The sequence below is a fragment of the Rhodococcus sp. BP-261 genome (assembly GCF_019835205.1).
GTDB lineage: Bacteria > Actinomycetota > Actinomycetes > Mycobacteriales > Mycobacteriaceae > Rhodococcoides > Rhodococcoides kyotonensis_B.
The window spans coordinates 131,088-151,169 of the sequence record NZ_JABUCO010000013.1 but is presented as its reverse complement, the minus strand read 5'-3'; the positions used below and the strand labels follow the sequence as shown (position 1 = coordinate 151,169).

17 protein-coding genes are annotated in these 20,082 nt (G+C 65.7%); 6 read left to right on the top strand and 11 right to left on the bottom strand.

Annotated elements, in window-relative coordinates; all coding sequences use genetic code 11:
• On the top strand, positions 1 to 227 hold a 227-nt coding region (locus HQ354_RS15890), incomplete at its 5' end, for a transposase (RefSeq protein WP_222634624.1).
• A gap of 146 nt (positions 228 to 373) precedes the next feature.
• On the opposite strand, the gene HQ354_RS15885 is transcribed toward HQ354_RS15890, so the two are convergent.
• From HQ354_RS15885 to HQ354_RS15870, 4 genes are all read right to left on the bottom strand, one after another.
• Positions 374 to 2,206, bottom strand: a complete 1,833-nt coding sequence (locus tag HQ354_RS15885; protein ID WP_068427603.1) for a phosphoenolpyruvate carboxykinase (GTP) — start codon at positions 2,204 to 2,206, stop codon at positions 374 to 376.
• 324 nt (positions 2,207 to 2,530) lie between these two features.
• Positions 2,531 to 2,839: a DUF6802 family protein gene (locus tag HQ354_RS25920; RefSeq protein ID WP_068427602.1), complete on the bottom strand. Its 309-nt coding sequence runs from the start codon at positions 2,837 to 2,839 to the stop codon at positions 2,531 to 2,533.
• Between the two features lie 30 nt (positions 2,840 to 2,869).
• Positions 2,870 to 4,360 (bottom strand): hypothetical protein, encoded by a 1,491-nt coding sequence (locus HQ354_RS15875; protein WP_068427598.1) that lies wholly within the window; start codon positions 4,358 to 4,360, stop codon positions 2,870 to 2,872.
• The gene (locus HQ354_RS15870) at positions 4,357 to 5,388 is read right to left on the bottom strand and encodes a hypothetical protein (RefSeq protein WP_068427595.1); all 1,032 of its coding nucleotides are present in this window, start codon (positions 5,386 to 5,388) and stop codon (positions 4,357 to 4,359) included. The genes HQ354_RS15875 and HQ354_RS15870 overlap by 4 nt, the downstream gene beginning before the upstream one ends.
• A gap of 154 nt (positions 5,389 to 5,542) precedes the next feature.
• Between HQ354_RS15870 and trmB the strand changes: the two genes are divergently transcribed.
• The 4 genes from trmB to HQ354_RS15850 all read left to right on the top strand — a co-directional run bounded on the left by trmB (position 5,543) and on the right by HQ354_RS15850 (position 12,432).
• Positions 5,543 to 6,298 (top strand): tRNA (guanosine(46)-N7)-methyltransferase TrmB, encoded by a 756-nt coding sequence (gene trmB, locus HQ354_RS15865; RefSeq protein ID WP_068427593.1) that lies wholly within the window; start codon positions 5,543 to 5,545, stop codon positions 6,296 to 6,298.
• A gap of 41 nt (positions 6,299 to 6,339) precedes the next feature.
• Complete coding sequence (locus HQ354_RS15860) at positions 6,340 to 7,002, top strand: NYN domain-containing protein (RefSeq protein WP_240931428.1); 663 nt, start codon at positions 6,340 to 6,342, stop codon at positions 7,000 to 7,002.
• Positions 7,002 to 10,181, top strand: a complete 3,180-nt coding sequence (locus HQ354_RS15855) for an MMPL family transporter (RefSeq protein ID WP_167678853.1) — start codon at positions 7,002 to 7,004, stop codon at positions 10,179 to 10,181. Before HQ354_RS15860 ends, HQ354_RS15855 begins: the two co-directional genes overlap by 1 nt.
• A gap of 106 nt (positions 10,182 to 10,287) precedes the next feature.
• Positions 10,288 to 12,432 carry an MMPL family transporter gene (locus tag HQ354_RS15850; protein ID WP_167678855.1) on the top strand — a complete coding sequence of 715 codons (2,145 nt, stop codon included), beginning with the start codon at positions 10,288 to 10,290 and terminating at the stop codon, positions 12,430 to 12,432.
• Positions 12,433 to 12,502: 70 nt separating this feature from the next.
• On the opposite strand, the gene HQ354_RS15845 is transcribed toward HQ354_RS15850, so the two are convergent.
• From HQ354_RS15845 to HQ354_RS15835, 3 genes are all read right to left on the bottom strand, one after another.
• Positions 12,503 to 14,362, bottom strand: coding sequence for a DUF2339 domain-containing protein (locus HQ354_RS15845; protein WP_222635112.1), 1,860 nt, complete (start codon positions 14,360 to 14,362; stop codon positions 12,503 to 12,505).
• An 84-nt stretch (positions 14,363 to 14,446) separates the two neighbouring features.
• Entirely contained in the window at positions 14,447 to 15,079 is a 633-nt protein-coding gene (locus HQ354_RS15840) for a DUF1707 domain-containing protein (protein WP_068427589.1), read from the bottom strand.
• 17 nt (positions 15,080 to 15,096) lie between these two features.
• Positions 15,097 to 16,212 (bottom strand): glycosyltransferase, encoded by a 1,116-nt coding sequence (locus HQ354_RS15835; protein WP_217266264.1) that lies wholly within the window; start codon positions 16,210 to 16,212, stop codon positions 15,097 to 15,099.
• 108 nt (positions 16,213 to 16,320) lie between these two features.
• Here HQ354_RS15835 and HQ354_RS15830 point away from each other — a divergent pair, with 108 nt between their 5' ends.
• Positions 16,321 to 16,710, top strand: a complete 390-nt coding sequence (locus HQ354_RS15830; RefSeq protein WP_068427632.1) for an SRPBCC family protein — start codon at positions 16,321 to 16,323, stop codon at positions 16,708 to 16,710.
• On the opposite strand, the gene HQ354_RS15825 is transcribed toward HQ354_RS15830, so the two are convergent.
• The 4 genes from HQ354_RS15825 to HQ354_RS15810 are packed head-to-tail and all read right to left on the bottom strand — an operon-like array spanning position 16,711 to position 19,956.
• Positions 16,711 to 16,935 carry an autophagy-related protein 2 gene (locus tag HQ354_RS15825; RefSeq protein WP_068427630.1) on the bottom strand — a complete coding sequence of 75 codons (225 nt, stop codon included), beginning with the start codon at positions 16,933 to 16,935 and terminating at the stop codon, positions 16,711 to 16,713.
• Positions 16,936 to 16,977: 42 nt separating this feature from the next.
• Positions 16,978 to 17,628 (bottom strand): response regulator transcription factor, encoded by a 651-nt coding sequence (locus tag HQ354_RS15820; RefSeq protein ID WP_068427587.1) that lies wholly within the window; start codon positions 17,626 to 17,628, stop codon positions 16,978 to 16,980.
• The gene (gene macS / locus HQ354_RS15815; protein WP_222635113.1) at positions 17,625 to 18,776 is read right to left on the bottom strand and encodes a MacS family sensor histidine kinase; all 1,152 of its coding nucleotides are present in this window, start codon (positions 18,774 to 18,776) and stop codon (positions 17,625 to 17,627) included. The genes HQ354_RS15820 and macS overlap by 4 nt, the downstream gene beginning before the upstream one ends.
• Positions 18,769 to 19,956, bottom strand: coding sequence for an AI-2E family transporter (locus tag HQ354_RS15810; protein ID WP_068427584.1), 1,188 nt, complete (start codon positions 19,954 to 19,956; stop codon positions 18,769 to 18,771). The genes macS and HQ354_RS15810 overlap by 8 nt, the downstream gene beginning before the upstream one ends.
• Between the last annotated feature and the right edge of the window lie 126 nt (positions 19,957 to 20,082).

Below are 20,082 nucleotides of genomic sequence, written 5' to 3'. Positions count from 1 at the left end.
CGATGCGCACGACATTAGCCACCGACGACGGTGCACGCCGCTACTTACGCCGGGGTGCGCTGGTCGAGCCGGTCAACGCTCACCTCAAAGACCGCCGCGGGTTGCGTCGATTCGCGCGCCGCGGTTTGGCGGCTGTGAACGCCGAACTCAAACTCGCCGCCGCGACAACCAACCTGCTCCGACTGTTCACCAGCCAGCCAATCACCCGAGGCGCACTGGCTGCCTGACACGGCAGGGGCCGGTGGCCGACGACATCCACCACCAGCCACCGGCCACCGGCCACCAGAAAACACGGGCCACCAGCCGCCCGCCCGCACACCAATTAAGCAACAGGCTCCCTGGCCCAACTATCCGCGCACGGGCGCGGAGCGCACTACGCGCCCAGACGCTGCTTCAGCGCGTCGAACTCGTCCTTGATGCCGGTGGGAAGCTTCTCGCCGACGAAGTCGAACCACTCCTCGATCAGCGGGATCTCGGCCTTCCACTCGTCGACGTCGACGTTGAGAGCCTCGGCGACGTCCTCGACCGTGGTGTCGAGGCCGGAGATGTCCAGAGCGTCGGCGGTCGGGACGACACCGATCGGGGTCTCGACGCCCGCAGCCTTGTGCTCGATACGCTCGACGATCCACTTCAGGACGCGAGAGTTCTCACCGAATCCGGGCCACAGGAAGCGCTTGTCGTCGCCGCGACGGAACCAGTTGACGTAGAAGACCTTGGGCAGCTTGGAGTCGTCGGCGTTCTTGCCGAGGTCGATCCAGTGCTGGAAGTAGTCTCCGACGTTGTAGCCGAGGAACGGCAGCATCGCCATCGGATCGCGGCGAATGGTGCCGACCTTGCCCTCGGCCGCTGCAGTCTGCTCGGAGCCGACCGTCGCACCCATGAACACGCCGTGCTGCCAGTCGCGGGCCTCGGTGACGAGCGGAACCGTCGTCTTACGACGTCCACCGAACAGGATCGCCGAGATCGGCACACCCTTCGGGTCGTCCCATTCGGCAGCCATCGACGGGCACTGCGACATCGGCACGCAGTAGCGCGAGTTCGGGTGTGCCGCAAGCGAATCCGACTCGGGCGTCCACTCGTTGCCCTTCCAGTCGATCAGGTGATCCGGCCGGTTCTCCAAGCCTTCCCACCACACGTCGCCGTCGTCGGTGAGTGCGACGTTCGTGAAGACCGAGTTGCCCTGGTCGATGGTCTTCATCGCGTTGGGGTTCGAGTCCCAGTTGGTTCCCGGTGCCACACCGAAGAATCCGAATTCGGGGTTGACCGCGTAGAGACGGCCGTCCTCACCGAAGCGCATCCAGGCGATGTCGTCGCCGATCGTCTCGGCACGCCAGCCCGGAATGGTCGGCTGGATCATCGCGAGGTTGGTCTTGCCACAGGCCGACGGGAACGCCGCGGCGATGTAGTAGGCCTTGTCCTCGGGGGAGATCAGCTTGAGGATGAGCATGTGCTCGGCGAGCCAGCCCTCGTCGTGCGCCATCGCCGACGCGATGCGCAGCGAGTAGCACTTCTTTCCGAGCAGGGCGTTGCCGCCGTATCCCGAGCCGTAGCTCCAGATCTCGCGATCCTCGGGGAAGTGGGTGATGTACTTGGTGTCGTTGCACGGCCAGGGAACATCCGCTTCGCCCTCGGCGAGCGGGGCACCGAGCGAGTGCAGCGCCTTGACGAAGAACCCGTCGGTGCCGAGCTTGTCCAGCACGGCCGAGCCCATGCGGGTCATGACGCGCATCGAGACGACGACGTACTCCGAGTCGGTGATCTCGACGCCGAGCTTGGGGTCGTCCGCTCCGAGCGGGCCCATGCAGAACGGCACCACGTACATGGTGCGTCCGCGCATGCTGCCGCGGTACAGGTCGGTCATGATGCCGCGCATCTCCGACGGTTCCATCCAGTTGTTGGTGGGACCTGCGTCGATCTCGCGCTGGGAACAGATGTAGGTCCGCGACTCCACGCGGGCCACGTCCGACGGATCGGAGTTGCCGAGGAACGAGTTGGGCTTCTTCTCGTCGTTCAACCGAGTGAAGGTGCCTGCGTCGACCAGCTGGGTGGTGAGGCGCTCCCACTCCTCGTCCGAACCGTCAGCAAAGACCACCCGATCCGGCTCGGTGAGTTCTGCTACCTGCTGAACCCACGCAAGAAGTTCCTTGTGCTGGGTGGGAGGCGCGGCGTCAGTGCCGTTCAAACCGGGAATGGTCGCTGAGGTCATCTAACTCTCCTGGGGTGAGCCGGAATCAGTTCCACTTCGTCCACTGCTGGGCTTGGCAGGGGCGTGAGGCAGACCTGATCTTCCCCTCTCGGTGGGGAACTGCCCGATCGCGCGGTCCGCGTATACAGCATCATACTGGCTACGTCAAACCGACGACACGGGCGCCGGGTGTCCTGGTCTCAGGTTAACGCCGCATGTCGTCATTCCGGAATCAGGGTGTTGTCCGATTGGTCACAGAAACGATTCAGCTACCGGAAAGTAATAGTTCAGACCCCTCACGCTGCGGAGATTCCATGTCAGGACATTACAAACAACGACTTCTTTTCATTCGAACAATTCCCCGGAATCCGTCCGTTTCCATTGCGAAGTACCGTCAGCTGCGCGAAAAACTTCCCAGGATTCGTAATGGCCGTCACGGGCCACCGCCGAAAACGTATCCATCACAGTGTCCCCATCTCGGTCCGTAGCGACGGTCACGCCGGCCTCGGTGCGCACGACACGTGTCTCCGACATGCCATCGCCGTCGAGATCGAACATCTCGACGCCGAGACCGAACGGGTCGTGATGTTGCGCGTCGACGTCCTGTTCGCTGTCGAAATCGGAACCGAGGAGAAATGCGTCGTCGATATCCATCACCCGGCGCTCCCTTCTGTGTCGTAGGGCCTAGTTGTTAGGACGCACCTCGGAGAGCGCCGGTTCCTGCGCCGCGACGACGAATCTCTCCACGCCCCGATCCAGAGCGGCCAGATCGCGGTCACAAGCCGCCAGCACCGACGCGCGATGATCGGCCGCGGTGCGGAGTTCCGATTCCACGCGGTCGAGCTCGGATTCGGCCGCGAGCGTCGCCGTCCCGATCGAATCGGTCGACGCCGACACGAACGCTTCTTCGACGGCGAGCATGCGAGCCTGTGCCGCCTGTTCCCACGACGACTTGGCCGAGGCAGCAGCGTCCGACGTCCACGTACGCAGATGCGCCCGATCCGCTACCGACGCGCGCGCACGCACCACCCACCAGGCCGAGAACGCGCCGAGAAGAAGTGCCGCTGGGACGACCGCGACCTCGAACGCGGGGAGCATCGACAACGGGGACACCACGATGCGGGCCAGGCCGACGCCCGCGGACGCGCCGACCACCACCATGACTTTGTCCTCGACGGTGCGGCGTCGCCGAGCGGGAGGCTCGATCCTCGCGAGTTGCGTTGCAGTCGAGGGCAATTCGATGTCGATCTCGACGTCGGTAGCAATCGCCTGCACCCGTTCGGTGACCCCACCGTCCACTCGTCGACCGGCTTTCGTCAACTGCTGCGACAGGTCGGCAGGCAGATGTCGCAGTTCCGACCGCGTCGCGGACGCTATCGCCTCGCGGGCCCCCGCGACGAACGTGCGCGATTCCTCGCCGATCTCGTGCGTCACGTCGACACGAAGCATCTGGAGCCTGTTCCGCAGCGTCGTCGTGCGTACCCGCCGTTCCCGGTCTCGTCGCTCGAGCAGATCGGCGCGTTCGGCGCGAAGGCCGACGGTCGCGCCCGTTCCGGTCACCTCACGCGCTCGGTCGACGATCGCGCGCCTGGCTCCGGCGACAGCGGCATGAACGGCGGCGTTGTACTTGCGCTCGCGCAGCATGCCGGGCGGTCGCTGCAGCGCATCGGCCAGAAACGCGCCGAGCGCAGCGATGCCCGACTCCTCGTACAGCGCGTCGCGCGCGGCCGCGTCGGCGACGTGACGTGCGCGGCGGGCGAGGCCGGCCGACGTGGGCCACACCTCGACGTCGACGGCCCGAGGAACGTGCTCGGCGATCGACGACGCCACCGACCGCGTCACCTCGCGCCATTCTCGGTGCGCATCGATTCCGTTGACGACGATGGCGACCGTGGTCGATTCGAGCGCAGGCCGCATCTCGGCGAGCGCTCGACGCCCGATCGGGGAGGACGCGTCGACGGCGAACATCACGACGGCGGCCGAGTCGACGCGGGCGGCGGTCGGCGTAACGCCGAGGTGACGGAGTTCCTCGAGCAGAGTCGTGACGTCGGCATCGTGGATCCCGGTGACGAACAACCCTTCGGGCACAGCCCGGCGCGCGGCCCCGACGGCGTCGAGTCCGTCGGGAAACCATCGTCTGATCACGCCACCCATGTCGCCGGGGACGTCGATCACGATGCATGCACTCTCAGGTAGCCCCGCGAGATCGCGACCGCAGCCCGGCAGAAGTCGGGATTCGACGCCGAACGCGCTCGCCGGTGCCACTCGACCGCCGCTGCCAAGGGCTGACCGAGGTCACGCGCCTCGCCCACCGCACGCAGCGCCGACCGCATGACCGCCAGCACCGCCTCGTCGGTGGCGAGGTATCGCTCGATCTCCTCGCTCACGCGAGGGTGTTCCGCACACAACTCGGTCAGCCGATGCAGTAGCCGGCCTTCCCTGTCGGTACGGATGCCGTCGATACAGCGTCCGACGGCGTCGAGCACCGGCCGGACGCCACTGGCGTCGGCCAGCATGAGTCGCAGGGTGGCGTCGTCGACGGTGGGGTCGTTTCGAAGTATCCCCACGAGCAAGCGCACACCCGCCATTTCCACCTGATCGACCAGTACGCGTCGACGCCGTCCGGTTTCCGCGTCCGGTGCCGCGAGCGCGAAACGATCGGGCGTGAGTACTGCGTCGTCGGGCAACGATGCCGCCGTGCAACGAAGGTCTGCGAACGACGACGGCTCGCCGCGGGACAGGCTGCGCGCCACGGTGGCCATCAACGGCAGCACAGGAACGCCGACGGTGGCCGCCGACCGAGCGACCGTGTCCGACGCGTCGTCCAGCGTGTCGGCCTTGGCGAGCACGGCGACTGCCGTCGCCACCGACGACAGGACCTCGACGTCGGCGGCTTGCGCTCCCCCTGCCAACACGTGCACGACGACGTCGCCGTCGAGGATCGGATCGGGTGAGCGGGGAACGTCGACGGCCGCAGCCTCGGTGATGTCGACGGCGTCGCCGAAGCCCACTGATTCCGAGAGGGCTGCTTCCACGACCGCGCGCACTGTGGACTTTCCGACGCCCACTCGCCCGGACACCTGCACTCGGATGCGCGCGAAGCATCTGTCGAGTGCCAGGTCGATCTCACGCCCGAGATGCGCGTCGCGCACCGACGACTCCGACGCCAGTCGGCGAAGACGCCCTTGATCCACCCCGTTCATCGCGACCCCCCGCTTTTCACGTATCCCCGCCCCGGATTCGCGGGCAATTCTGACATACCGGTCCGACAGATTCGCGAATCCGCGGGCCGCTGGCCTGCGGTGACACCACAAGTCTCAACTACAACTCGAGACCCACCTGTCACACACTCTCTCGATGGGCGACAATGGACGCGTGAACGACGCACGGAGCACCACCCACAGCCCTCGACCAGAGGACGAGCGGCCCACCGACAAGGGCTCTCGGCTCTACCCTCGAGTGACGAGTTTTCGGTCTCGGCGTGGCGCTCTGACCGCTGCCCAGCAGGCCACATGGGACACCCTGTGGCCGAAGATCGGCCGCGATGTCGCCGACGAACACATCGACGTCGACGCATGGTTCGGCAGGTCCGGCCCCGCAATTCTGGAGATCGGATCCGGCACCGGAACCGCGACGACGGCGATGGCCAAGGCCGAGCCGCACGTCAACCTCATGGCCGTCGAGGTCTATCGCCCCGGACTGGCACAGACTCTCCAGCAGATCGAGCGCGACGACATAGAGAACATTCGTCTGCTGCGCGGCGACGCGATGGACGTTCTGGAGAACATGTTGACGTCGGAGTCGTTGACCGGAGTGCGCGTGTTCTTTCCGGACCCCTGGCCGAAGGCGCGTCACCACAAGCGCAGGCTGCTGCAGGGGCCGACGTTCGCGATGATCGCCGACCGTCTGAAGCCCGGGGGCGTTCTTCATGTCGCCACCGATCACGCCGAGTATGCAGAATGGATCGCCGAGGCCGGGAACGCCGAACCGAGGTTGTCCGTTCTCGACTGGGAATCGCCGATGACACACGAGCGTCCGGTCACCAAGTTCGAAGGCAAAGCACAGCTTGTCGGCAGCTCGGTGACCGAGCTCATATGGGGGAAGAGCAGATGATGAACGCCAGCGCAGACGTGTCGGACACCACGCTCGCCCCGATGCCCACGCTCGACACGGGTGATACTCGACACACGAAGCGAGTGCTCCTGGTCTGGGACGCCCCGAATCTCGACATGGGTCTCGGCGCGATTCTCGGCGGACGCCCGACGGCTGCGTACCGGCCGCGGTTCGATGCGCTGGGACGATGGCTTCTGCACCGCACCGCGGAGCTGTCCGCATCGGGCACGTCCACGCTCGAACCCGAGGCGACGGTGTTCACCAACATCGCGCCCGGCAGCGCCGACGTCGTTCGACCCTGGGTCGAGGCCTTGCGTAACGTGGGATTCGCTGTTTTCGCGAAGCCGAAGGTCGACGAGGACAGCGACGTCGACGCCGACATGCTCGACCACATCGCGCTGCGCAGTCGCGACGGTGGACTGGCAGGCGTCATGGTTGCGTCGGCCGACGGTCAAGCGTTTCGTGAACCGTTGGAAGACATTGCCGCGACCGGTGTTCCCGTCCACGTACTGGGATTTCGCGAGCACGCGAGCTGGGCCGTCACCTCGGAGACGCTGGAGTTCCTCGACCTGGAGGACATCCCGGGAGTCTTCCGTGAGCCTCTGCCTCGCGTGAGCCTGGACTCCCTGCCGGACGAGGGCGCATGGTTGCAGCCGTTCCGTCCACTGTCCGCCCTGCTCGTCGGGCGTCAAGGAGTTTCGTAGTGTTCGCCAGATGGGGAGATCTCGTCTACCGCTTGCGGTTCACGGTCATCGGAGTGATGGTCGCCGCCCTTCTGGGCTTCGCCGCGTACGGACTCGACCTGAACGACCATCTGAGCCAGAGCGGCTGGGACGACCCGGGCTCCGAGTCCGTCCAGGCGGCCAAGCTCGCCGACGACACCTTCGGGCGTGACAAACAGGGCGACGTCATCGTTCTGTACACGGCTCCCGAGGGCAAGACGATCGACGACCCGGAGTTCAACACGAAGGTCACCGACAGCCTGAACTCGCTCGTCGCCGACCATCCGGACCAGATCGAGAAGATCAACGGAACGTACTTCAAGGTCGACGGCGTCGTCAGCGTCGCCGCGCTCGCGACCGCGGACAAGACTCACGCCATCGCCAGTATCGCCATGCTCGGCGACAACGACACCGAGCTGACGAACAACTTCCAGGACGTGAAGGACGCCTTCTACATCGACGGGGTCGATGTACAGGTCACCGGCTTGCAGGCCGTCGCAGGCGCACTGCAGTCCACGATGGCGGGTGACATCCACCGCATGGAACTGTTGGCCATCCCGGCCGTCGCCGTCCTGCTGTTCTTCATCTTCGGCGGCGTCGTCGCCGCGGCGCTCCCGCTCATCGTGGGCGGTCTGACCGTCGTCGGCGCCAACGGCATCGTCAAGGTCTTCACCCACTTCACCGACGTCAACAGTTTCGTCGCCCCCGTCGTCTCGCTGGTCGGTCTCGGCCTCGCCATCGACTACGGCCTCTTCATCGTGTCCCGCTTCCGTGAAGAACTCGGCGACGGCTACTCCGTCCAACAGGCCGTTCGACGATCGGTCATGACGGCAGGACGAACCGTCGTCTTCTCGGCGACGATGATCGTCGCCAGCCTCGGTGGACTCCTGCTCTTCCCGCAGGGCTTTCTCAAGTCGGTGGCCTACGGGTCGATCGCAACGGTCGTTCTCGCCGCGTTGACGGCGGTGACGATCCTGCCCGCGATCCTGTCGATCCTCGGCCGACGCGTCGACGCGCTCGGATTCAAGTTCATGCGCAAGACCAAGTCGTCCGAGGAAATCGAGAACGGCATGTGGGGCAAGCTGACCCGCTGGGTCATGCGCAACCCGCTGAAGGTCACCGTTCCGATCGTCCTCGGCCTCGTGCTGCTCACCCTCCCCGTCGGCAACATCAAGTTCGGCGGCATCAACGAGACCTACCTGCCGCCCGACAACGTCACCCGGCAGGCCCAGAACGAGTTCGACGAACTGTTCCCCGGTCAGCGCACCGAGCCCATCAAAGCAGTCATCCAGAACGCTCAGGGCGCCGATCTGGCTGCGATCACCAGGCAGCTCAACGAAGCACCGGGCCTCATCGAGAAGTTCTCCCCGACCGGCGCGAGCAAAGACGGCATCATCGTCTTCAAGGCAGGCCTCGTCGACCGCAACGACTCCACACCCGCGATCGATCACCTGCGCAGCATCGATGTTCCCGACGGCGCCACCGTCCAGATCACCGGAACGCCCGTCATCGAGCAGGACTCGATCACCGCGCTGGTGAACAATCTGCCGTTGATGGCGGTGCTGGTCGTCTTCGTCGTGACGCTGTTGATGTTCCTGACGTTCGGATCGTTGGTGTTGCCCATCAAGGCAGTGCTGATGACGACGCTCGGCCTCGGCGCCACGATGGGCATCCTGACGTGGATATTCATCGACGGCAACGGCGCCAGCTTCATGAACTTCACGCCCGGGCCGATCATGGCTCCCGTCCTCGTGTTGATCATCGCGATCGTGTTCGGTCTGTCGACCGACTACGAGGTGTTCCTGCTCTCCCGCATGGTCGAGGCGCGAGAACGCGGCGCCTCGACGAGCGAGGCCATTCGCGTCGGCACCTCCCACACGGGGCGCATCATCACCGCGGCCGCCCTGATTCTCATCGTCGTGACCGGAGCCTTCGCGTTCTCCGATCTCGTGATGATGAAGTACATCGCTTACGGCATGATCGCCGCGTTGATCATCGACGCGACTCTCATCCGCATGTTCCTCGTGCCGGCGACGATGAAACTGCTCGGCGACGACTGCTGGTGGGCCCCTGCCTGGATGAAGCGCATTCAGCAGAAGCTCGGGCTCGGCGAGACGATCCTCGAGGACGAGATGCTCCCCCAGGACGTTCCGGAACTGTCGCCTGCAGGCGGTCCGATCCGGCCTGCCGCACGCACCGCGCCCCGCGTCAACGAGCCCTTGACCGAGCCGATCCCCGTCGTCGCACCCAGCGGCTCCGGGCCGATCCGTGCGACCCACGCAGCCAAGGAAGAGGAACGCCGATCGGCGACGGGCAGGCCGTCTCAGGCACCCGCCGACGCGTCGACGCCTCCTGCGCGGCCGCGGACCGTCGCCACCCCGAAGGTCTCCGACGAGCCTCGGCCGGTGCGCGCGCCCGATCCGATCAGCAAGCCCGAACCCGTTCGTAGGCCGCAGCCGGCGACGCGCGAGACAGCGCAGCCGGCTCGCTCGAGCGAGCCGACACGGTCGTCGACGCCCGATCCGCGTTCGATCGAGAGCTGGCTCGCGGACCTACGCGCGCCGACCCAGAAACCCAGCACACCCGAGCCGTCGAAGGACACGCACTCCGACGACGAGCAGTCGACCGCAGGAAGCACCGGAACGCGTAACGGCACCACGCGCAACGGATACGGCCGGACGGGCACGAACGGCTCCTCCCGCGGAACGAACGGCAGCGCCACGAACGGGAGCGCTACCAACGGCAGCGTCGCCAACGTAGCCAACGGCACGGGAAACAACGGCACGGGAAACAACGGTGCCAACGGCACGTACAACGGCGGCCGGACCAACGGTTCCGCGTCGTCACCTCGCACGCCGGCCGAGCCACGGCAGCGCTACGACGTCTCGACGCGTAACGCACCGTCGCGCCGCGCGGAGACACCCGAGCCCGAGCAGCAACGACCGAGCCGGGGAGCGTCCCAGCGACCGACCCAGGGCACGACTACCGGACCAGCACAGCCGCGCCGGAACGAGGAGGCTGCTCCTTCGACGACGCGCGCGAGCCGTAGGGCCGCGGAGAATGCCGATCAGCCCGAGTCCGACGCGGACAGCGGACGCCACCGGGGCGGTCAGCAGGCGCTGAGCGTCAGTGAATTGCTCGCGAGGGAGCGGCGACAGTAGCCGACCAAGACGACCGAACGGCCACTCCGAATCATCGGGGTGGCCGTTCTGTATGCGGATCTTTCTGTACGAGATGTACACGACACCATCGACATGGGGGAGATGAATGTTCGCGACATGGGGGAATCTGGTCTACCGCGCGCGGTTCACGGTCATCGGAGTGATGGTCGCGGGATTGCTCGCGCTGGCCGGGTACGGCATCGGCGTCGAAAACCATCTCAGTCAAAGCGGTTTCGACGATCCCGGTTCCGAAGCCGTCGAGGCGGCTGCACTCGCGGACGACACGTTCGGTCGTGACGCGCAGGGCGACGTCCTCGTCCTGTACACGGCTCCGGACGGCAGAACCGTCGACGATCCTGAATTCTCCGCTGCGGTCGTCGCCAGCCTGACGGCCCTCGGAACCGATCATGCGGACACGATCGACAAGATCAACGGTACGTATTTCCCTGTCCCCGACACGGTCCGCGCCGCAGCGCTGGCCACCGAGGACAAGAAGCACGCGATCGCGAGTATCGCGATCGCCGGGGCCGACGACACCGAGCGCACCGACAACTTCCAGGCCGTGGAGAACGCCTTCTACATCGACGGTGTGGATGTCCAGGTGGCCGGCCTGCAGGCTGTCGCAGGCGCGTTGCAATCGACGATGTCCGAAGACATCCACCGTATGGAAGTGTTGGCCATCCCTGCCGTGGCGGTCTTGCTGTTGATCGTCTTCGGCGGCGTCGTCGCTGCGGCGCTACCACTGATCGTCGGGGGTCTGACCGTCGTCGCCGCCAACGGCGTCGTTCGCGCGTTCACCAACTTCACCGAGGTCAACACGTTCGTGCAGCCGGTCGTGTCGATGGTGGGCCTCGGATTGGCGATCGACTACGGCCTCTTCATCGTCTCCCGCTTCCGCGAGGAACTCGGCGACGGCCGTTCTCCGTCCGACGCGGTCCGCCGCACCGTCATGACAGCGGGCCGGACCGTCGTGTTCTCCGCGACGATGATCGTGGCGTGCCTCGGCGGACTGCTGTTGTTTCCGCACGGATTCCTGAAATCCGTTGCCTACGGCTCGATCACGACCGTTGCGCTGGCAGCCCTGACGGCCGTGACGATCCTCCCGGCACTTCTCGCGATCCTCGGCCGACGCGTGGACGCACTCGGCTTCGCGTTCATGCGCAAGACGAAGTCGTCCGAGGAGATCGAGAACGGCATGTGGGGCAAGCTCACTCGCTGGGTCATGCGCAGGCCGGTCAAGGTCGCCCTCGCGATCGTCCTCGGATTGGTGGTCCTGACACTTCCGGTCGGTCGCATCGAGTTCGGCGGTATCAACGAAACGTATCTGCCGCCCGACAATCCGACGCGCGTCGCGCAGGAGCAATTCGACGAGTTGTTCCCCGGTCAGCGCACCGAGCCTCTGAAACTCGTCATCCAGAATGCGCAGGGCAGCAGCCTCGGCGCGATCACGAAGCAAGCCAACGAGGCCCCTGGTCTGATCGAGAAGTTCTCGGCGACCGGCGCCAGCAAGGACGGCATCATCGTCTTCAAGGCGGGACTCGTCGATCGCAACGACTCGCAGGCTGCGATCGACTACCTCCGCAGCATGGACGTGCCCGACGGCGCGACCGTCCAAGTCACGGGAACGCCTGCGATCGAGCGTGATTCGATCACCGCGCTCGTCGACCTGCTTCCACTGACGGCCATCCTCGTGGTGTGCATCGTCACCCTGCTGATGTGCCTGACGTTCGGATCTCTGGTGCTGCCGATCAAGGCAGTGTTGATGACGACGCTCGGGCTCGGCGCGACGATGGGCATCCTCACCTGGATTTTCATCGACGGCCACGGCGCGAATGCCATGAACTTCACCCCTGGACCGATCATGGCAATGATTCTGCTTCTGATCGCTGCGATCGTGTTCGGCTTGTCCACCGACTACGAAGTGTTTCTGTTGTCGAGAATGGTCGAGGCACACGAAAAGGGCGCCAGCACAACCGATGCCATTCGCATCGGGACCGCGCACTCGGGTCGAATCATCACTGCCGCGGCATTGATTCTCATCGTCGTCACGGGATCGTTCGCATTCTCGGATCTGGTGATGATGAAGTACATCGCCTACGGCATGATCGCGGCATTGATCATCGACGCGACGGTGATTCGTATGTTCCTGGTGCCATCGGTGATGAAGTTGCTCGGCGACGACTGCTGGTGGGCACCGAGGTGGATGAAACGGATACAGCAGAAACTCGGACTCGGCGAGACGTTCCTGTAGCTCTCTCACACATCGAAGTCGTGCACGCATTCTCTCCGAATACGGTGCACGACTTCGATATTCCGGTCACTTAGTGTGCGGGGTGAGCAGACGTCGGCGGAGCGCTGTCGCGGTTCGCGAACACCTTCGCGTAGCGCGTCCCTGCGAACAGCAGCAGAAGTCCGACGACGATGAACGCGCACACCCGGAACAAGCCGTCGAGCGCGACGAGATCGAACAGGAAGAGCTTCGCCACGGCCGCCGCGGTGAGTGACAGGCCGGCCAACAGCGCTGTGTGCGCGTACTTTTCGCTTCGAAGGCCGATCACGAGCAGAACCATCGCCGTGACCATCCATTCGATCGTCGCCGCACAGTGCCCGGCGACGAATCCCGTGGAGCCGCCCAGCGCTGCGACACCGAGAGCGACGGTGGCCGACGTCATCGCATACAACGACACCAGACCGGCGACGACCCAGCACGCCTCCAGATTCTTGTCCGCGATCGACAACCGACGAGCAACCAGAACCGAACCGATTGCCGTGCCGGTCAACAGAATTCCAGCGATGACGACGCCGATGTTGCCCATGGCGTGGTCCGCGTCCGTCACCCCCTCCGGGGGTGCGACGACCAGGAAGCCGAGCGCTCCCAGCGCCGCGAATCCACTACCGAACCAGAATGCCGTCTTCGACGACATCTGCCATGCCGCGGCGATCAGGCCGGCCGCGACGACGAGGAGAGCCACCGGCCGCAGCTCGGCCGTTGTCGGCACCAAGACCGCCTGCAGGAGGGCGAACGATCCCGCAGCGGCGAGAACGATGCGCGCATGCGTCGGCAACCAGTGTGCGACGGCGATCGTCACGACACACGTCAGCGCCACCATCGCCTCGATCAGAGTGTGCGTCCAGGGCACGAACAACACGCCGACAGCGAGAACCGGCACGGACGCCACGGCCATCATCGCCGACGCCATCACATCGCCACCGTTGCGGCGCAACAACTCTGCGGCGCTACCGATTCCGAACACGAAGACGATGGACGACGCAACCAGCAACTGTAGAGCGTTGTGCCACGGCAGGCTCCACGTCGCTCCCCTGGTGACAGCGACGAGCAGAACCACAACGACCGGAACAGTGCGAACGAGACCCAACAGCGGCCAGTCTCGGCCGAGTTGTGCCGGGAATCCGGCGATGAGAGTCACCGTGAAGAAAGCGATGAGCGGCAGCGTGATTCCGCCGGTGACCACGGGAGCACATGCAGCAACGCCGGCGAGAATCAACGACGCCATCGGCTGCGACCGCCACGACACCGCCAGTGCGACGCCTGCTGCCGCGACCCCGAACGCTGCGACCAATCCGAGAACCGGGTGCAGCCATCCGTAGATCGCCGTCACTGCAACGACATCCAGGAACAAGCCTGCGATACCGGTGGAGGCGACGGCAATTCCGCCGACCCGTCCACCCGGCCTGCCGTACACCCTGGCACCGACGGCAACCAACGCGATCGAGAGCACGGCTCCCGCGCCGACTCGCAACGTCGGCCCGAACCACCCGGCCTGTGCGGCCAGCACCAGAAGCATCACGACGCCGACGAGTGTGACGCCCGCACCTGCAACGGCCAGCAGGCGGCTGATGACGCCGTCACGTTGCCACCAAGGCTCCTTCGTGGGAGTGGGAGCGGGGGCAGGTCGCGGCGGGCCTGCTACCGGAGGAGCCATCGGCACCGGACGTGGCGTCCACACCGGCTGCGGCTGCGGCTGCGGCTGCGGCTGCGGCTGCGGACGAGCCTGGGGGACCTGCGAGACCTGGGGCGGCGCGGGCTGCACGGCGAGTTGCGCGTGTAGCGCGTTCAGATCACCGGACACCTGCCGCAGATGTTCGCCCAGCGAGGCGAACTGGCCGGACAACCTGGCCACCAACTGAGGATCGACACGGTTACCACTCGAAAAGGTCATGCCTACGATCGTCGAAGAATCGCGTCGGCGAAGCCTGAGTAGTGCTACTCGGTTTGTACTAGGGGTTTACGACACCCCGGCCCGTCAACCGCCGAACATCCGACGCAACGACGTGCCCATGGGGTGCTTCGCGGTGATGGAACCGAAGCGGATCTTGCCCCGCACGATGACGTGCAGCCGTCCGATCGGCGGGCCGGTGCGGACTTTGTTGTTCGCACTGCCGCCGATCGTCTCGACCCCGTTGAGGTCGGCCGTTGCTTCGGGTGGAAGTACGAGCGAGATGGTGCCGCAGTAATCGTCGACGGCCACTTCGACGACCTGGGTCGACATCACGGCCTGCGTGAAATCCAGCGTCACCGACGACATCTTGCTCTGGATCGTCAGCTGCGGCGGCACGTGCCACGGCCCCTTGCGCGTGACGGTCGACATCGTGGCCTTGACTACGTTGCTGCTGTCGCCGCCCCACGAGTTCGAGGCCCGCGTCACCTGCGGCGATGACTGAGGAGCTTGGACCGGCCGATGGTCGTCGGCGATCTGCATGCCCGGCAGATCAGCAAGGACGGAGTTGAGTTCACCGCGGGTCTTCGCGGCGAGGGCGGTGTCCATCCGTTCGGTGAACTCCCCGAGCGACAGCATCCCGAGCCCGACGGCCTTCTGCAGCAGGTGCCCTACGTGTTCCTTCTCCGCATCGGACACCCGAAGATTTCTCGCCTCCATGGCCACCAGGATAGGGGTCATACGGCCGTGGAGCCACGACCGAGAACGGCCAGCATGCCCTCGATCGAGGCGGGCCAACCGAATTGCTCTGCGCGCGAGCGTGCTGCGGTCCGTCGCGCGAGGGACGGCAGGTCCAGTACGCGACCGAGTTCGGATGCGAAACCGTCGGCCGTGTCGTCGAATCGCCCGCCGCACGCCGGGGTGACGATGTCTGCCAGAGCCGACGACCGTGACACGACGACGGGTGTTCCTGCTGCGAGCGATTCGAGCGCGGCGAGACCGAATGTCTCGTGCGGGCCCGGCGCCAGGGCCACATCGGCCGATGCAAGCAACGATGCAAGTTCGACGCGTGAGTCGACGAATCCGAGGAAGTCGACGGGAAGACCTTTCGCGCGACGCTCCAGCCCTGCCCGACGCGGCCCGTCGCCTGCTATCACGAGCCGGACATTCGATCCCGAATGACGCAGTGCCGCAATGGAGTCGATGCTCCGTTCCACCTTCTTCTCGACGGACAAGCGACCACAGTGGACGAGCAGGGCGTCGGCGTCGCCGTGCCACCGCGATCGGTCGCCGCCGCGCCGAGTGGGGTGGAAGAGATCGAGATCGACTCCGAGGGGGACCTCGGCGATGTTGGGGGCACCGATACGTTCGAACTCGCGACGCGCGAAACCCGTTGTGCAGACGACGGCGTCGTACGATTCGGCGGTGCGACGGTTCGCCACGTCGGCCAGCGCACGCGCAGCGGCCCGCGGCATGATCTGCGCGAGAAGCCGATCGAGACGTTCGTGCGAGATCATGACGCTGCCGACGCCGCGTCGTGACGCCCACGCTCCCATCCCGCGGAGCGTCAACCGGTCCGAGACCTCGATGACGTCGGGCCGTAGTCCGGCCAGGATGTCGGCGATCGCACCGGGATGGACGGCTCGGTAGCCGCCGGTGAGGGGAAGGCGAACCGCAGGCACGGTGACCCGAAGAACTCCCGTTGGGAGAATCTCCTCGGCTCGCTCGGCACCTGGCACGACCAGCACGGCTTCGTGTCCCCGCGCGGCGTACCCTGCCCCCAGCTGATCGACCGCGGTACGGAGGCCGCCGGAACGGGGTCCGTAGAAGTTCGCGAGTTGCACGATGCGCACCGGACCGAGTGTCCCGTCCGTCGCCGTCGGGAACATGACGACCACCCGAATCCTGGGCGAACTCGTCCTGGAGTTTTCGACTCGGACCTGCCGGGTAGCCCGTCGCGCATGGAGACGACGATCGACGCGACGGGCGAAGCACCTGCAGAGACGGCCTGGGAGCGGTACATGAAACCCGAGATGTGGTCGTCGTGGGCGCCGCAGATCATGGGCGTCGACTACGCCGAATCTCGTTTGCGCCCAGAAACATTCGGGAAGGTTCGAGGACCACTCGGATTTCCCGTGGATTTCGAGATCCTGGACGTGGACGAACCGGGTCGGACGTGGACGTGGAAGGCGTGGTTCGTCCACCGCAGCCTCGGCCTGACGCTCACCCACGGGGTGGCGTCGACGACGAACGGCACACGGACGTGGCTCACCGTGCGAGGCCCGTCCGCGTTCGTCCTTCCCTACGTACCGATTGCGAAGTTCGCGTTGATGCAGCTCGTCCGCAAGTGACTACTCGGACCGCGTCGTCGTCTTCGGATCCGTCGGGTGGTCGGTGACGTCCTCGGGATCGGGCGTCGGAAATGACGGCTCGTCCCCCGCCCCGTCCAGGTGGTCGTCGAACTCGCGGATCGCTTCGCCGCGTTCGCCGACGTCCTGACCGGTGTCCGCGTCGGTGCCGCGCGACTTCTCGGCCGGATCGACGGTGGTATCCACGGGCTTGTCTGTGTCGGTCATACCGCCCAGGGTGCCCACGCCGCGCGCGTCACAAACACGCCGTCACAGACCCTTCTCGATCGCGTAGCGCGTCAACTCGACGCGGTTGGCCAGGTGTAGTTTGCGCAGCGTCGCCTGCACGTGATTCTCGACGGTTCGATGACTCAGGGTCAGCTTGGACGCAATCTGTTTGGCGCTCAACCCTTTCGCGACGAGTCGGAGCACCTCGGTCTCGCGATCGGTGAGCGTCGGACTCGGCTTCTCCTGCGACGCGGGCGCAGTGGACATGCGTCGATACTCACCGAGAACCAACCCGGCGAGGCCCGGGGTGAACACGGCCTGACCTGCGGCGGTCGCGCGCACCGCATCGAACAGCTCGTCGGCCGACGCGCTCTTGACGAGGTAGCCGGTGGCACCTGCCTTGATCGCATCGAGCACGTCGTCGCGCTCGGCCGACGCCGACAGCACCAGAATGCTGCTGCCTGGCGATCCGGCCAGCACCTGCCTCGTCGCATCGGCGCCGTTGCCGTCGGGCAGATGCATGTCCATCAGCACGACGTCCGGTTGCGTCGCGGTGGCCCGTCGCCCTGCTGCACCGACGCCGTCCGCCGTGGCTACGACGTCGAATCCCGCAGCCTCGAGGTCGCGCGCGACCCCGTCACGCCACATGGGATGGTCGTCGACGACCATGATCGTGATCTGTTCACCGGTCATCTCGTCCCCTTCGGTACACGTATTTCCCATTCGGTTCCCGACTCGTCGGTGTCCAGTTCTGCTGTGCCGCCCAGGGTTCGGATGCGTCCGACGATAGACTTCGACACCCCCATGCGCCCTTCTGCTTCCGCTTCGGCGAGTCGTCCGGCCGGGATTCCGCATCCGTCGTCGCGAATGCTGACGACGACCGTGTCACCCAGATCCTCGACCAGCACGAAGGCTCGGGCACCCTCCCCCGCGTGAAGAGCGACGTTGGACAGCGCCGTCGCGACAGCGCTGGAAAGCTCCTCGGCAACATGCCGATTCAGCACAACGGGATCGGCAGGGGCGGACAAGGAGACCGTGGTACCCGCCTGTTTCCGCAGCAGAGCGCCCAGATCGACGTCGACGCCTGCCTGGCTCGGCACCGCCTGCTCGGAGATCAGCATCCGCAGCGCGACCTCCTGCTCACCCGCGAGTTCGGCGAGTTCGCCTGCATCGCCGCCTATCTCACGACCTCGCCGTCGCACGAGCGCCAGCACCTGCAGCACACCGTCGTGCACCTGGCGTGCGAGACGTTCCCGCTCCTCGGTGATCGCGGCGAGTCGCGCCGCACGCTCGAGCTCCGCGTGCGCCCTCGTCGCGGTATTGCTCGCCAATCCGAGCGCCAGTCCCACCGACACCAGTACCGGCGCCGTCGCGTCGGTCCACAGGTCCAGATTCACTTGATCCCGTACCACCGCACTGACCGCGGCCAGCAGAACACCGGATGCGATGCCTCCTCTGGGCCCGAAGAGAATCGCCGCCGAGATCACCGCGTTGGTGGCCCACAGCGTCGTCGGAAGCGTCTGGTGCGTGCTGTACCAATCATGTGGCGCGACAAGCCGAGTCGACGCCATCAGGCCGATGACGATGAACTGGTCCGCCAGCACGACCCTCCACCGCGCCACCGTCGATCGGGTCGTTCCTGCAGGCTCCACTCCCGCCGCACGGGACAGAAGCATCGCCGACACACCTGTCCACACGGCCATCGTGGCCACGAAGAACCAGCTCAACCGTTGGTTCGAGTAATAGGGCGCCGACGCGAACTGATAACTGACGGCGTACACGAGCGTGATCAGGCGGAACGCTTGCGACGCCCGCCAGAGAGGCCCGAGGGCGTCAGTCATCGTCGGGCTTGTTCAGGGACCCGCGATCGAGCGTGTCGTTGCCCGGATGCGGCGAATCCGGCGCTGCAGGAAACCTCGTCGTCGACGACGGGTCGTTCTCCTCGAGTTCCTCGAACACCTCGTCGGGGTCGTCGGCGAGCAGCGACCTGATCGCGGTGTTCAGGACGGCGACCACCGGGACCGCCAGGAGACCACCGACGATGCCCGCCAACAGAATTCCGACGGTGATGGCGAGCACCACGGCGAGCGGGTGGATCCGAACGGCGCGCCCGAGTAGAAGTGGTTGCAGCACATGCCCTTCCAACTGCATGACCGCCACGACGATGCCGAGTGTGATGAGAGCGGTGAGAAAGCCCTTCGTCACGAGCGCGATGAACACTGCGACGAATCCGGTCAAGAACGCACCGACGATCGGGACGAACGCACCGATGAACACGAGCGACGCCAACGGAAGCGCCAACGGCACACCGAGAACCGCGAGCCCTGCGCCGATACCAATGGCGTCGGCAGCCGCGACGGCCACCGTCGCGCGGACGTAACCGACGAGCGATCCGAACCCCTGGCTACCTGCCAACCGAATACGACGACGCGACGACGTCGGTGCCAGCCGCGTCACGAATTCCCAGATCTGATCGCCGCCGTACAGGAAGAAGATGAGCGTGAACAGCGTCAGCAACGCGCCGGTGAGGATCTCTCCGATCACCGTCGCCGTCGTCAGCGCTCCGCTGGTGACAGCAGCCTGATTGTCCTGGATGACCTTGACGACGCTGTCGCTCGCTTGCCGGATCTGATCCTGGCTGATGTGGAGCGGGCCGTCGGCCAGCCACTTCTGGATGTCGTTGATGGACGTCGTGAACTGATCGCCCAGCGCGGGCAGGCCCTCGACGAACTGCTCGACGACGAACGTCATGATGCCGGCGACGACGCCGATGCTCGCGATGATGACGATGACGACGGCAGCCGCTCGCGGAACTCCGCGGCGCTGCATCCAGTCGACGATCGGCAACAACATGGCCGACGCGAGCAGCGCCAGGGCGACCGGAATGATCACCGTGTCCAGGCGTCCGACCACGTAGCAGAACGTGATGAACCCAGCGAACAGGACGAGCAGCCGCCAGGTCCATGCGGCGCCGACGCGAACGAGCGGGTGGACAGCGTCGGCTGGATCGAAACGCTCCACAGTGGCAGGAGTCGAGCCTGCGGAACGACCAGATGTGTCAGGAGTGGAGCCTGCGGAACGACCGAGTGTGTCCGAAAACACCTTGGATGCTTCTGCCCGCGGCTCGTCTTGGGTCACCCGGTAAAT